The following is a 14201-nucleotide window of genomic DNA, read 5'->3' as shown; positions in this document are numbered from 1 at the left end:
TACATGAATCGCTTGTCCCCCCAAGATCCTATCCAATTGACTCGAACCACGATTGAGTCATTATTCACGCCGCCAACCTTAATGCGCGCCCGTGATTATGTGATGAAAGGACGGGTGTTGAGCGCCAAAGCGAACGCCGATTTTCGTCATATTGAAGGTCGTGTCATGGGGACGGAATCCCAGCCCTATCGGCAGGATATTCGCCTTGTCAGCATGAACCATAAGTTGATCATGAATGGCTTCTGTTCATGTCCCGCCACTGGGCATTGCAAACATATTGCTGCCGTACTTTACAGTTTACTGAGTGATAGAACCGTTGAAGATCAACGTATTGCTCAGTGGTTACATCTGCTAGACGAAAGTGATGATCTCACGGTTTCAAATGTTGATTTACTCTACGACGATCGTGTGCTGTACGTGTTATCTAAAGATGATAACGGTGTCTTTCTTGAGCTAAGAAAAGGCAAGTTGGCGAAGAATGGTGGCTATAACAAAGGCTCGAAAATCGCTTTATCCGACGTGCAATATTACATGCCCGCTTGGATTGGCGCTGAAGACGTGCTCATCATCAATCTCATCATGTCAACTCGTCGCCATGGTGCCTCTCGCCTGTATCTTAAAGCTCAGTTAGGTGCCATGGCACTGGAAAAAATGCTCGTCACTGGGCGGTGTTTTTGGGAGGAGAGTCGTTTACCGCTCACCCGAGGTGAAGCGAGCAAGCCTGAATTCATTTGGCTAGATAAGGATGCCGAACATAAACAGATGCAGTTAACGCTGCCCAATAAAGACAATTGGGAGCTTATCCCCTGTGAGCCACCGACTTATATTGATTTAGATTATTTTAAAGTGGGCGCATTGGATACCGAGATCAGTGTTGAAAAGCTGTTATTACTCAGTCAGATGCCGCCAGTGCCTAGCTCACAGATTGAACTGGTGAGCCACAAACTGATTAAGCATTTTTCGGCGAAAACTGTACCTACGCCTGCTTTGATTGATTTTGTCGAGCTGCAAGTGCCGCTTCAAGTTAGGTTGACCTTAACCTCGCAGGAGTTACCTGAGTTTGCTATGGCGCAGCCATTAGTGCTGTTGGAATTTGTCTATCAAGATGTGGTGCTCGGCGGTCAGTATCCCGACGAGCCCTTGTCCTTAGTCACCCATCAAGGCAAAACCTATCAAGTCGCGCGTCAACTCGATGCGGAAATGGATGCGATTAATCGTTTGATGGCATTGGAACTGATCGAGCTTGCGCCTTCTTTTATCCCTAACAGTGGCAGCTATGTCAGTATTTGGGGGTTAGGTTCACTGCCTGAAACGATTGATGCTTGGTTGCACTTTATTCAACAGGAAATCCCGGCGCTAGAGGCTTTAGGTTACCAAGTGCATTTTGCCGACAATTTCAGCTTAAATGTTATTGATACTCCGCTGGCGATTGAGCTGGATGATACGCAAGAGGGCTGGTTTTCTCTGTCACTGAATGCTGACATTGATGGTCAAATAGTGCCTATGTTGCCTTTAATTGCCACTTGGCTTAAGCAGTACGGTGAGCCCGCCGATGATGCAGAACTGCTGTTACCAAGCCCAAATGGTGATTGGTTAAAAGTCAAAGCCAGCGTGATTAAGCCGCTGATCAGCATTATTTTAGAACTGTTCGATAGCCACAAAGGCAACAGCGTGTCTTTGCCTAAATACCGTGCCCACCTATTAAATGATTTTGCCGACAGTGATATTCGTTTGCTTAATGGTGAACGAGTGCGCAGTTTAGCGACTAAGCTCGAAAATTTTAACGGTGTGTTAGAGGTCACAGTCCCAGACAACTTAAATGCTGAGTTACGCCAGTATCAACAGCAAGGCTTAAATTGGCTCTGTTTCTTAAAGGAATATCAGCTTGGCGGTATTTTGGCCGATGATATGGGGCTGGGTAAAACCATTCAAACCTTGGCTTTTTTACTTAAGCAGCAAGAACTAAAATCCACGGTGGCAAGTTGTTCACCGAGTTTAATTATTTGCCCAACGAGCTTAGTGGGCAATTGGGCGAAAGAAGCCGTGAAATTTGCGCCATCGTTAAAGCTAGTCGTTATTCATGGTGCTTTACGCAAGCCTTTGCTCGAACGCTTAAATGAGTTTGATATTGTGGTGACGACCTATCCGCTGATCGTGCGCGACTGTGACTATTATCAACGGCAGGTGTTTGAACATATCGTGCTGGATGAAGCGCAGCAGATAAAAAATGCGCAGGCGAAAGTGACTCAAGTGATTAAAGATCTTAAAGCGCCGTTTAGATTGTGCCTGTCGGGTACGCCGCTTGAAAATCACTTAGGCGAACTTAAGTCCTTGATGGATTTTAGTTTGCCAGGATTACTCGGCACGAATGCCTTCTTTAACAAATCCTTTAGGCACAAAATCGAACGTTATGGCGATATGGAGCAAGCGCAAATCTTGAGTCAACGGATTGCGCCTTTTGTGCTGCGCCGAACCAAAGATGAAGTGGTCGGTGAATTACCCCCTAAAACCGAAATATCCCAGAGCTTAGAGTTAGAAAAAGATCAGCGAAATCTCTACGAGAGTATTCGACTGGTGATGGAGAAAAAACTGCGGGATTTATTTGCCACTCAAGGCGTTGGTAGCAGTCATATCGAGTTTCTCGATGCCTTACTTAAGCTACGCCAAGCCTGCTGTGATCCGCGCTTGGTGAAGTTAGAGCAAGCGCAGAAAGTGAAGAATAATGCTAAGTTAGACTGGCTAAAACAAAACTTGCCCGAGATGGTGCAAGAGGGACGTAAGATATTGATTTTCAGCCAGTTCACTAGCATGCTCAGCTTGATTGAAGCTGAGCTGGTGGACTTGGGGCTCGATTACAGTAAGCTCACAGGACAAACTCGCCTGCGTCAAGCGCAGATAGATAAGTTTCAAGAGGGCGATACGCCTGTGTTCTTAATCAGCTTAAAAGCGGGCGGCACTGGGCTTAATCTCACCGCGGCGGATACTGTGATCCACTATGATCCCTGGTGGAATCCGGCGGCGGAAAAACAGGCTACGGATAGAGCCCATCGTATCGGTCAAGATAAGCCCGTGTTTGTCTATAAGCTGATCGCAGAAGGTACAGTAGAAGAAAAAATCCAAGAAATGCAGCAGCATAAGCAAAGTCTGGCGGACAGTATTCTCGAAGGTAAAGGCAAGGGCACATGGCAAGGAAGCGCCGATGAACTGTTATCGCTTTTTAGCTAAATAGTGGCTAGTTTTTCTAAATTGATTGAATCATTTGACTGAGGTGAACCATGCAGTACCAAGTCGACACTCATACCCATACTGTGGCTTCGAGCCATGCTTATAGCACAATTCATGACTACTTAGCGGTGGCAAAGCAGAAGGGGATTCGCCTATTTGCCACCACAGATCATGGGCCTGCGATGGCCGATGCGCCGCATTTTTGGCACTTTGTGAATTTAAGAGTTTTGCCACGTATGGTTGATGGCGTCGGGATTTTGCGGGGTATCGAAGCCAATATCAAAAATATCGACGGCGAGATTGATTTCTTTGGCGATTATTTAAAGCAGCTCGATATTGTGCTCGCAGGATTTCATGAGCCCGTCTATCCTCCGTCAGATAAAGCGACTCACACAGAGGCCATGATTAATGCGATTAAGAGCGGCAAGGTTGATATCATTACTCATCCGGGTAACCCCGCCTATCCGATTGATATTGAAGCCGTTGCCCGTGCCGCTGCCGAATACGGTGTGGCGCTTGAAATTAACAATTCCTCCTTTGAAGTTTCCCGTAAGGGCAGCGAAGCCAATTGCACTGCGATTGCCAAAGCGGCCAAGGAATTTGGCACTATTTTAGTTATGGGCTCTGATTCCCACGTGGCTTTTAGCTTAGGCGGTTTTGCGCGGGCGCAAGCGATTATCGATGAAGTGGCTTATCCGCCATCACGATTACTCAATCGTAGTCCTTCAGCACTCTTAGCCTTTTTAGCCGCCCGTGGCCATGAAACCGTTGCTGATTTGATCCCCTTATTCAGTGACGATGAGCCATGCTGTTGATTAGTGATGAAAATAGTGGCAACTAAAGTGACGCCACTTCAATGCGGGGCGGCGAGTGCCACAGTCGCTAACACTCCTCAAGTGGTGTTAATCACTGGCGCGAAGAGTCAGCTCGCTCAGGCCTTGCTGAGAGTCGCTGCCGATATTGGCGAGCTAGCCCCAAATACCAGCACAAGTACAAACTCAGTCGCACCAATTAAGCTTTATGCGCTAAGTCGTAGTCAGTTAGACATTACCGATGCCGCCAATATTGCCGCAGTGTTTACTCAATATCGACCAAGCTGGGTGATCAATTGTGCGGCCTATAATGCAGTGGATGCTGCTGAGCATGATGCAATCGAAGCGAATGGCGTGAATGCACTCGGCCCTGAGTTACTGGCGCAGCAATGTTGGCAGTCGGGCGCCCGCTTGCTGCATGTGTCGAGCGATTATGTGTTTGGTGGTCATGCTGTCCGTGATGTTAGAGAAACTGGCGTTGAGCAGTATCAAAATCTAGACTCAGCTCCAAATCATTTACCAAGGCCATTTGTTGAACTCGATGCTCCCAAGCCGTTGTCTGTATACGGTAAGAGTAAGTTGCTCGGCGAGCAGAAGGTAGTGGCCATCTTGGGGGAGCGCGCAACGATTGTGCGTACCTCATGGCTCTACGGTCAAGATGGGCATAATTTTGTCCAAACCATGCTGAACTTGATGCGCACTCAACCAAGATTGCAGGTGATAGTCGATCAAATCGGCTGTCCGACGTGGAGTGATGCACTCGCTAAGGTGATTTGGCAATTAGTCATGCAACAGTGCTCGGGCGTATTTCATTACAGCGCTCAAGGCCAATGCAGTTGGTATGAGTTTGCCTGTGAAATCCAGCGACAAGCCCTAGCGCTCAATCTGTTAAGTCAACCTGTGGTTATCCAGCCGATTACCAGTGCTCACTATGCTAAACAAGCATTAAATCGCGGCGTGAGTTTGGCAAAAAGACCGAGTTATAGCGTGTTGAATAGTGCCAAAGTGCAGTCCGCTTTGGCTGTCAATACCGCACTGTCTATGCCTGATAACGTCGTATGGCAAGATTGGCGTCAGCAACTGAATTGCATGTTGCGACGCTATTATGACGACAATTAACGTGACTCACATTTGGGTTTAGGCAGTTTTAATCAGGCGTTAAGCGTTTACGTCATCGCAGTGATTAACGCTTTCGAAAACAAAAAGCCCGCCAATAATCAGATTTAAGCGACGGCTTTAGACTATCAATATGAAAACATAGGCTGTGAATACGAATGCAGCTGGACTTAAGCCTCTTCTCAGCGCCAATGGCTTGCCTTAGTATCGTAATCACTTTGTTTATCTGTGGTTTTGTGCGCCGCGGTTTAAGCTGCGAGTCTTAGTCTATTTTGCTTGATGTATGATGAATTTGTTCTAAATTCCCCTTGGATGACAATGGCATAATGCCAAGATATTTAATGCATTAAGGAAGTTTCAGTGACAGACAAGACGACAATAGCGCAGACATTGACCAAACAAGATCTACTGCAAGTGGTCGCGATTGCCAAAGCCGCAGGCAATGCCATTATGACAGTTTATGGTCAAGATGACTTTTCGGTGAGCCATAAGGGGGACGATAGCCCTGTGACGGCCGCCGATTTAGCCGCGCACCACGTGATAGTGGCGGCATTGGCAAAGCAGTTTGTCGGTATTCCTATTATGTCTGAGGAAGCGGCGGATATCGCGTGGGACGTGCGTCGTCAATGGCAAACCTATTGGTTGATTGATCCTTTAGATGGCACTAAGGAATTTATTAAGCGCAATGGCGAGTTTACCGTCAATATTGCACTTATCCATCAAGGGGTTGCTATCGCAGGTGTAGTATATGCGCCTGTGCTCGATACCTATTATTACGGCGCTAAACATTTAGGTGCATGGCGCCAACAAGCGGGTCAAGAGAGCCCCTTATTGGGCGCCAATACGCCACGCGAAATGCCGATGATTGTCGGCAGTCGCTCGCACTTGAGCCCTGGCTTAGCGCAATATTTACAACAGTTTGGTGAGCATGACATCTTAAGCGTGGGTAGCTCGCTTAAGTTTTGTATGTTGGCTGAAGGCAGTGCCGATCTGTACCCCAGACTTGGCCCAACCAGCGAGTGGGATACCGCAGCGGCGCAAGCTGTACTCGAAAGTGCAGGCGGCACAGTTGTCTGTTATGACTCAGGTGAACCATTAACTTATAATCAAAAACCTGACATTTTAAACCCTTACTTTATTGCCACAGCTCCTGGCTGGGTAAAATAACGATTGCCTTGCATCAATCTCACTTGATGAAAGGGCAAGCTAAACACTGGAGTGGTAATTCATGATGCGCATGGGCGTCGATTTAGGCGGAACAAAAATAGAATTAGTCGCACTGAGTGATGAGGGCAATGAGTTATTTCGCAAACGTGTGACGACGCCACGTGACTATCAGGGCACGCTTGCTGCGGTGGTTGATTTAGTTAAGGAAGCGGAAGCGACTCTTGGCGAGAAAGGCACTGTCGGCGTGGGTATTCCAGGTGTGGTATCGCCCTATTCAGGTTTAGTCAAAAATGCTAACTCGACGTGGATCAATGGTCAGCCCCTCGATGTACATTTAGGGGAATTGTTGCAGCGTGAAGTGCGGGTTGCCAATGATGCAAACTGTTTTGCGGTATCAGAGGCGGTCGATGGGGCAGCCGCTGGCGCTTCTGTGGTGTTTGGCGTGATTATTGGTACTGGCTGCGGCGCGGGTGTGGCAATTAACGGCAAAGTTCACGGTGGTGGTAATGGTATCGGCGGTGAATGGGGTCATAATCCTTTGCCTTGGATGACTAAGGAAGAGTTCAATACCACCCGTTGCTTCTGTGGCAATCCCGATTGTATCGAGACCTTTATCTCTGGCACTGGCTTTGTACGTGATTATAATGCGGCTTTGACGGCAGCGGGTACAGTACGCGCCGCTGCAAAATCAGGTGCCGATATTATGTTGTTAGTCGATGAAGGTGACGCCATTGCGGTTGCTGCATTTGATCGTTATATGGATAGACTCGCTCGTTCACTCGCACATGTGATCAATATGCTCGATCCCGATGCCATAGTGCTGGGCGGCGGAATGTCGAATGTCGCGGCGATTTACCCAAGATTACCGGCATTGCTGGCCCATTATGTGGTGGGGCGTGAGTGTCATACGCCTGTGGTGCAGAATCTATACGGTTGTTCATCGGGAGTGCGCGGTGCCGCTTGGTTGTGGGAAAAGTGATCCATTATTGAGGATATAAACTCAACCAGTGAACTCATTACGCTATGAAATCAACGTCTAGTGATATCAGAGTCTTGTAAACAATAGCCCAGTAAAACGCTGGGCTAGCTTTATGTGCGATGTATTACCCCCGTATTTTGATGCTATGATTGCGCTCCTTTGGATTGCTTGGCATGGACATCATGTTTTGGGTTAAGAAAGTTGTTTCACAGGGGATGATGCCGATTCCCTTTATCCTATTGTTATTACTGATTTCTTTTTTAGTATGGCGCCGTCGCAGTATGGCGAAATACTTAGTATCCTGCGCTTTTTTTCTCTTACTGTTTTTAAGCAGTCAACTGAGTGTAAATACCTTAGTGCGGCCGTTAGAATCAGCTTATCCGATTAATTCCACGCCCATCACAGGCGCTTGTTTTGTGATGGTATTAGGTTCAGGGCATGCTGATATAGCGGGAGCGACGGCGGTGCAATCCTTATCGGACGTCGCCCTTACAAGGTTAACTGAAGGAATTCGGCAACTTAAGTTGGGTCAAGAGTGTATGTTGATCGTCAGCGGCTGGGGCGGTGAACTCACTCAATTTTCCCATGCTGAAATGATGGCTAAAGCCGCGGTAGAGTTAGGTGTTGATAAAAGCCGAATTATTCAATTTCCACTGGCGCGCGATACGATAGAAGAAGCGCAATACTTAAAGTGGGAGTTAGGGGAGGAGCCCTTTCGCTTAGTCACATCGGCCACTCATATGCCAAGAGCGATGGCTATTTTCGACGCTAAAGGCTTACACCCAGATGCTGCCCCAACGGATTTTATTGGCCGAGATGATTTTGGGTGGCGGTTAACCGCCGATAATTTAGTGGCTTCTCAGCGGGCGATTCACGAATACATTGGCCGTTTGTGGTTATGGATAAAGGCCGTAAGTTAAAGGTGTGGTTTGCCAAGTTCAGTCTAAAGATAGCGAGTTTTAACAGGAAGATGAACAATGACAATTGAGTCAGAAATAGTATCTGTGCGTCCTTTATCGAAACGAAATGGGTTAACCTTAACTTGGCTGGGAGGCTTAAGTCTGGTGCTGGGTTTGGGACTGTTTCTGACGTGGCCGGCCTTGTTTGCTGTTGGTTTGATGTTTTTTAGTTTGGGCGCGATTTCACTCATTCTCGGTTTAGCCAAGGTGTATGAGCCGGAAACGACTCTAGCATTAGATGACAAGGGGCTGACCTATTTTCATCGCCGCGGCAAAGTGGCTATCGATTGGGATAATATTCAGCGGGTCGATATTCCGCGGGTGACTAATGGTTTAGATACTATAGAGTTATCTTATTTAGGCATTAAACTGAAACATTTAAATCCCATTCTCGATAATATTTCCCTGCGTCTAGCAACAGGATTATTAACTGAACAGCGACCTTTGCTGGTGACGGCTGCCTCTCAAGATGCAGACTTAGCGACTTTAGAAACTTATCTCGGCGCTGAGTTTGGCCCTTTAGTGATAGAAGGGGATCGTTATCGTGGCGTATTGGCTATGTTTGGGCATCGCTGCATGATGTTAGATACGCGTTTAGGGTATCACTTGTATATTCCCCATGACAGTTTAGATAGGGAACCTAAGGACTTTATTAAGTTACTTAGACAACGTATTGCACAATGTAGCCGCTCAGCTGGTTAAATCTACAATCTCAATTGAAGATCATCAGCAATAAAAAAGGGGACCCTAGGGTCCCCAATGAGTTGCAGAGATAAAGTTTGGGTTGTGCAGGGGCAACCCAAAGGAACTAGTGTGCTACCTCTGCGTGTACCTTATCTACACCGTAGGTTTTACCTTCAGCATGACAAGTTGCGCAAGATTCTACTGGTAAGTTAGGATCTGTCATTGCGTCAGCTTCAACCACAGCACCGTTGCTTCTAAAGTGAGCGACAGCCGCTGCATCAGAGTGAGCGTGACAGCTACGGCATGATTCAGCTACTGGGCTAATGTAGTTGCTACCCACTTTGATTGAACGTTTCTCAGAGGCTAAACCACCGTCAGTCGCAAACAGTTTTGCATCATCTTTGTGACATGCAGAACATGCAGTTTCTGGTGATGGATAACCGACTAATTCACCATTGGCATCGCGGAAGATCCCTGCGATAACATCAAAGTTACCACTGTGGAAGCGGTGGGCGACGGTGAATAAGTCTTTGTTATTGAAAGTGACTTCTGGATTAATGACTTTGCTACCGTCTTCACCTTTAGAAACCACTGTTTTATGGCCTGATGCACCAGTTGTATCGTTGTGACAGTTCATACATTGATCAAAAGTGTAAGTTCCGTGTCTGGTGCCCTTGATATAATCTAAGGTGCCGTGACAGGCGTTACATTTTGCTTCTTCTACGGTAATTCGAGCAGGATCTGTCATTCGAGCTTTAACTACTGCAGAAGCATCTAAGCTATAGAATTTAACAGGAGCAGTGTTACCAATTGGATTTGTTGGGCCAAATTCAAGTCCTGTGGCATTACAGCTACTCACTTTACCTGCTTTGATACAGACGTTGGCTTCTGAACTGACGTAGATAGTACCAACAGCTTGGGCATCGGGAATATCTTTTACGAAGGTTAATACACCATCTGCCAGCGTACCATTTTCAAGCTTAAGAGCGATTGCTGTTGGTTTGACATCTCTCCAAGCGTAAACAGTACCATCAGTGGTTACGTTACCCAGTAATAAGCCGTTAGCCACAAACATACCTGTAGGGTTAGTTGTCGCGTTATACACTTTTAAATCGGTTCCGTTAGGAATTGCAGCGCCATTCATGGTCACATTGGCTTTTAATGTCAATGTTTTCATTCCAGGTGCTGCTGAAGTCACTACTGCTGCACTGGTAAAGTCAACTTTGAATAGGCTTGCATACTCAGCGCGTTTACCGACACTGTGTACAGCTTCAGGTGTTAAGCTACCGCTGCCATGGCAAGATTTACATTGAGTATCATCAGCTTGGGCTAAACCAAATTCTGAATGGTTTTCGCCAGTTGTGAAGTTCACATTGATATGACAACCCACACAAGCTTGCGCGTAAATATTGGTGTTATAACTTGGTGCACCATCATGACAAGATTTACATTCTTTCAAATCAGATGGGAAACCAACTTCACCGAAATATTCTTTTGCTTCGCCACTTAAGCTGTCACTGATGTGATGACCTGCGTGGATCCTGTGGATCATGGGAGCAAAATCAAATACCCAACCTTCGGCCAGTTGTGCGTCACTTGGAACGAGATCAGGGTTATGGCAAGTTACGCAGTTTTTAACATCTTGGTAGTTATGGTGGGCTTCAATCTTCGCGATATGGCCGTCTACTTCACCGTGACAGTTTTTACATGCCGCACTAGATACTGTGTCTTTACCCGATACACCTAATTCATCTGTTGCAGGGATAAAATCAACGGGTACAGACAAAATCTTGTCAGATAGGACAACACCAGTACTATCGGCGATGTTGTAAGCACGTAAAAAGACTCTGTGTACTGCGTTTGGATTATCATTTGGATTAATGATTGGCGCTGCGCCACCATAAGTCCAAGTTGCTGTGTAAGTGCCTGGCGTCGCTGTATCTTCGGTTAAAGTACAAGCGTTTTTAGTTCCGTTCAGGCCGTTTAGAGTACAAGTTAACGAAGTGCCAGCGGCATTTGCCGTGGCATTATTTTGCCACTCAATCGGCGCGCCAGTACCTGAGGTGTTTTCATTTGCTGTTAAAGAATAAATTGCAATTTTATCCAGTCCTTTGAAAGGGACTACTTTACCTGCATTTTTACCCGTAACAGTAAATTTAACACTGAAGCCTTCACTGCTGGTCACTTTAATGTCGGCAGGACTTAACGTGAATGCCAGATCTGTAATGGATTGAGCTGTCGTTGCGAAGGAACCCGCAGGGGCTCCGGGTGTACCTGGTGTTCCGGGAGTGCCTGGTGTTCCGGGTGTACCTGGTGTGCCAGGTGCCCCATCTTGACCATCGCTTCCGTCCCCGCAGGCGGTAAGACTTAAGGTACTGACGAGAGCCAGTGCCAGTAGAGATTTATTGTAGTTTTTCATCATCGCGTCCCTTTTTCTATCTATAAGACTGCGTGTGCAGTGCCTCTAATATAGGAGGATTCATCTACTTATAAAGTGGTATTTGCAAATTTGTATCTGATATGTGAACGATGATTTAACACCTGTGAATGGTAATTCTAAACTTTGCATTTTGATATTTTAAATAGTGAAATTAAGCCGCTAGCCTATGATGTGTATCACAATTTCAATCTTTAAACTTAGGTCGAAATGATGAATTCATTTTCGGTTAAGCAAAATGAACGATGTTAAGAGAGCCTGAGTCTTAAGTCGTTATCTTAAGGTTTTGAGCACAAAAGCAATGGGATAAGAGAGCGAGGATAGGGGGGACGATATGGCATTTTCAAGTGATTGAATTGTGCCTTGGATAAATAGAAGTATAGCCCAGTAAACCCACTTAACCCACTTAACCCACTTAACATCCATGATGTAAGCTAGGTTGATGAACTTAGTGTGTAATCTATTTTTGTATTAGTGTGCTGGTTCGAGTGCGGCAAGTAAGGAGCGCACGACGAGATCACACTGGCTTTGGCTGTAACGCCGATGAACTGCAGGTTTCTCAATCAGATAATAATGTGGCGCCATCATAGTTTCGTGGAGTCTATTAAGCTCTGTGTCGCTAAGGCGCTCGAGATGTAATCCGGGCATATGTTTAACTGTGTGCATATCAATGCTAGAACAAAAAGCCACACTCTTCATGGTTAATAGATGGGCATACCATTCCTCCCTGTCTATCACTTTCTCTACTGTAGGCAGTAAGATACCTTGGCGCTGGCAAAATAATTCTAAGGGATCGATTTTACTGTTAAAGCCCTTGAGTTCTTGAAATAGAAACGGATGGCGACAAATTTGCTCTAAGGTAATATTCGTCTCAACGTCCCAAAGTGGGTGTTGCTTGGCTGCAACGATATAAATGCCATTGATTGAGCCAAGTTTGGTGTAACTTAATTCTTTATTTTCAGCACTTTCAAACGTAATCCCAAAATCAAGCGCACCTGCGTGGATCAACTCAGCGCTATTTTCCTGCCATTTATGTAAGCGTATTTGTCCTAGCTTTTGGGCAAGTTCAGGAGTACTTAACTGAGGCGCTAAAAAGCTTAGCAGGCCATTACAAGCAGCGATATGCAGCGGTAAGTCGGTATTGATGGCCGCATTTTGTATCTGGATCGCAGATTGTTCGAGGTGATAAACCGATTCAGTAAACTGGCAAATAGCAACGTAGAGACTTTCTGCTAAAGGCGTCGGTTTAAGCCCCTGTTGACGACGATAAAATAGTTCATCGTTAAAGGTTAGGCGTAATGCATTGAGGCAGCGGCTTATTTTGGGTGCAGAAACATCTAGCGCTTTGGCCGCGCTATTTGCGTGCCCAGTGTCGAAAATACTTTTAAATACAAGCAAGGTAAAAACATCGAGTTCACAGATCTGTTTTAGTAATAAGTTGCTCATTTTGTATTTTGCCCTGTATGAGTCTTAAATGTTTTTGCGGCGCTATTAGGGGAGTTCTGTGTCCTTGCGATTACCCGAACCACCGCGATCAAATATCATGGATACTAACTGCCAAGATTAACATTCAGCATGCGGATTAACTGTGATCCCTCTCGGCAAAATAACAATTATTTAACCATTGTAAAGGGGAGAGTTGGGGAGAGTTAGATGAGTAGGCGCTATGTTTAGCGTCGAGCGATAAGGAATGATTGAGCTAAAAGAGTGAGTCAAAGTCTGCTCACCTAAGGCGGCGAGCAAACGATAGTGATGCATTTCGGATTAATGAGATTCTATGACGTCGTTTTGCACGGACGGTAAGTTGAGTGGATCTGCTGTTGGGGTATGGCCTATTGCATGGGAATAAATGGTTGGTGCATCTTCTTTAATCCGCATCCCGATAAATTGGCCACCCTCAAGGATTTGCATTGAGGTACTTGCCACTTCGCCGTCGACAACACCATTACGTTGGATCACTAAACGCTCACAAATGAGTCTGCCTTTGAAGTGCCCATCGACGATAAATTCATGGCACTTTACTTCACCTTGAATTATACCGCCTTGTTCTATGGTGATATTGGCCTCAGAAAGCAACTGACCTTGGATATCACCGCCAACAAGCACGTCGCCTGTTAATTCGATATTTCCCGTGAGTTTAGTGCCTCGAGCAATAAAGCTAAAAGAGGTACTTTTTTTAGGCGGGAAAAACAGTTTTTTTACAAACATCATCATAAATTAACTTAATTCGAGAAGGGATTAACTGAGTTCAACAGAGGCGCGATACTAGCTTAAAATCCAGGAGAAGCACAGCTCGGCATGTGTTAATGCAATTACAGTGTTTCTATCAAGTTGGTCGTTTTATCTCAATGGCTTTGCTAGGGCAAGGAGCTACGCAGGCACCGCATCCAGTACAAAGATCAAGGTCTATTTTGGGGCTCGGAGCCTGACCAATACTGAGCACAAAGCTGATGGCTCTTGGTTCGCAGGCATCCTTACAACTTTGGCACCAGATCCCTTGAAAGGTTAAGCAGCTTTCTTGAACATGGGCTTGGTATTGCCAAGGTGCTTGAGTCAAATCGAAAATATTTTCAGGGCAAGCCTTAGCACACAGGGTACAAAATGTGCACTCATTGTCCTTAAAGGAGACTTCAGGAAATCCGCCATCACCTTTGATGATAATGTGAGTTTCACAAACCTCAAGACAGGCGGAACAACGGGTACACACATCGGTGAACTCGATATCATCACGTACCCAAGGCGGCCTTATCGCATTATCTTTACGCCGGCGAAAGAGGCTGCGACGGCTGTGATTAATACTTTGAGTCATGTTGCTCCTCGGG

The 14201-nt window shown here is 46.0% G+C and carries 11 protein-coding genes; 7 read left to right on the top strand and 4 right to left on the bottom strand.

The features are described from left to right. The first annotated feature begins 3 nt into the window (after positions 1–3). The 7 genes from L5L91_RS02340 to L5L91_RS02310 all read left to right on the top strand — a co-directional run bounded on the left by L5L91_RS02340 (position 4) and on the right by L5L91_RS02310 (position 8960). The gene (locus L5L91_RS02340; protein ID WP_263235584.1) at positions 4–3225 is read left to right on the top strand and encodes a DEAD/DEAH box helicase; all 3222 of its coding nucleotides are present in this window, start codon (positions 4–6) and stop codon (positions 3223–3225) included. Between the two features lie 50 nt (positions 3226–3275). After that, positions 3276–4040, top strand: coding sequence for a phosphatase (locus L5L91_RS02335; RefSeq protein ID WP_028760589.1), 765 nt, complete (start codon positions 3276–3278; stop codon positions 4038–4040). A 6-nt stretch (positions 4041–4046) separates the two neighbouring features. Continuing rightward, positions 4047–5156, top strand: coding sequence for a dTDP-4-dehydrorhamnose reductase (gene rfbD, locus L5L91_RS02330; RefSeq protein ID WP_263235583.1), 1110 nt, complete (start codon positions 4047–4049; stop codon positions 5154–5156). A gap of 357 nt (positions 5157–5513) precedes the next feature. Further along, positions 5514–6320, top strand: a complete 807-nt coding sequence (gene cysQ / locus L5L91_RS02325; protein WP_263160647.1) for a 3'(2'),5'-bisphosphate nucleotidase CysQ — start codon at positions 5514–5516, stop codon at positions 6318–6320. A gap of 61 nt (positions 6321–6381) precedes the next feature. Then, complete coding sequence (gene mak, locus L5L91_RS02320; protein WP_212600040.1) at positions 6382–7299, top strand: fructokinase; 918 nt, start codon at positions 6382–6384, stop codon at positions 7297–7299. Positions 7300–7517: 218 nt separating this feature from the next. Next, positions 7518–8219, top strand: a complete 702-nt coding sequence (locus tag L5L91_RS02315) for a YdcF family protein (protein ID WP_263235662.1) — start codon at positions 7518–7520, stop codon at positions 8217–8219. Positions 8220–8276: 57 nt separating this feature from the next. Beyond that, entirely contained in the window at positions 8277–8960 is a 684-nt protein-coding gene (locus tag L5L91_RS02310; RefSeq protein WP_263235581.1) for a DUF2982 domain-containing protein, read from the top strand. Positions 8961–9066: 106 nt separating this feature from the next. Here L5L91_RS02310 and L5L91_RS02305 read toward each other — a convergent pair whose 3' ends face one another. The 4 genes from L5L91_RS02305 to napF all read right to left on the bottom strand — a co-directional run bounded on the left by L5L91_RS02305 (position 9067) and on the right by napF (position 14188). Then, complete coding sequence (locus L5L91_RS02305; RefSeq protein ID WP_168823156.1) at positions 9067–11364, bottom strand: OmcA/MtrC family decaheme c-type cytochrome; 2298 nt, start codon at positions 11362–11364, stop codon at positions 9067–9069. A gap of 486 nt (positions 11365–11850) precedes the next feature. Continuing rightward, the gene (locus L5L91_RS02300) at positions 11851–12825 is read right to left on the bottom strand and encodes a LysR family transcriptional regulator (protein ID WP_113938944.1); all 975 of its coding nucleotides are present in this window, start codon (positions 12823–12825) and stop codon (positions 11851–11853) included. Positions 12826–13143: 318 nt separating this feature from the next. Further along, positions 13144–13593 carry a polymer-forming cytoskeletal protein gene (locus tag L5L91_RS02295; protein WP_263160646.1) on the bottom strand — a complete coding sequence of 150 codons (450 nt, stop codon included), beginning with the start codon at positions 13591–13593 and terminating at the stop codon, positions 13144–13146. A gap of 112 nt (positions 13594–13705) precedes the next feature. Further along, positions 13706–14188 carry a ferredoxin-type protein NapF gene (napF, locus tag L5L91_RS02290; protein ID WP_263138116.1) on the bottom strand — a complete coding sequence of 161 codons (483 nt, stop codon included), beginning with the start codon at positions 14186–14188 and terminating at the stop codon, positions 13706–13708. Between the last annotated feature and the right edge of the window lie 13 nt (positions 14189–14201).

Origin of the sequence: Shewanella sp. SM55, assembly GCF_025654025.1 — a bacterium.
GTDB lineage: Bacteria > Pseudomonadota > Gammaproteobacteria > Enterobacterales > Shewanellaceae > Shewanella > Shewanella oncorhynchi.
This window is presented reverse-complemented; position numbering and strand designations above follow the sequence as displayed.

Bases quoted from the DNA above. Each gene is read 5' to 3' on its own strand.
- L5L91_RS02340 (WP_263235584.1), top strand. From the start codon at position 4: ATGAATCGCTTGTCCCCCCAAGATCCTATCCAATTGACTCGAACCACG.
- L5L91_RS02335 (WP_028760589.1), top strand. From the start codon at position 3,276: ATGCAGTACCAAGTCGACACTCATACCCATACTGTGGCTTCGAGCCAT.
- rfbD (WP_263235583.1), top strand. From the start codon at position 4,047: ATGAAAATAGTGGCAACTAAAGTGACGCCACTTCAATGCGGGGCGGCG.
- mak (WP_212600040.1), top strand. From the start codon at position 6,382: ATGATGCGCATGGGCGTCGATTTAGGCGGAACAAAAATAGAATTAGTC.
- L5L91_RS02315 (WP_263235662.1), top strand. From the start codon at position 7,518: ATGCCGATTCCCTTTATCCTATTGTTATTACTGATTTCTTTTTTAGTA.
- L5L91_RS02310 (WP_263235581.1), top strand. From the start codon at position 8,277: ATGACAATTGAGTCAGAAATAGTATCTGTGCGTCCTTTATCGAAACGA.
- L5L91_RS02305 (WP_168823156.1), bottom strand. From the start codon at position 11,364: ATGATGAAAAACTACAATAAATCTCTACTGGCACTGGCTCTCGTCAGT.
- L5L91_RS02300 (WP_113938944.1), bottom strand. From the start codon at position 12,825: ATGAGCAACTTATTACTAAAACAGATCTGTGAACTCGATGTTTTTACC.
- L5L91_RS02295 (WP_263160646.1), bottom strand. From the start codon at position 13,593: ATGATGATGTTTGTAAAAAAACTGTTTTTCCCGCCTAAAAAAAGTACC.
- napF (WP_263138116.1), bottom strand. From the start codon at position 14,188: ATGACTCAAAGTATTAATCACAGCCGTCGCAGCCTCTTTCGCCGGCGT.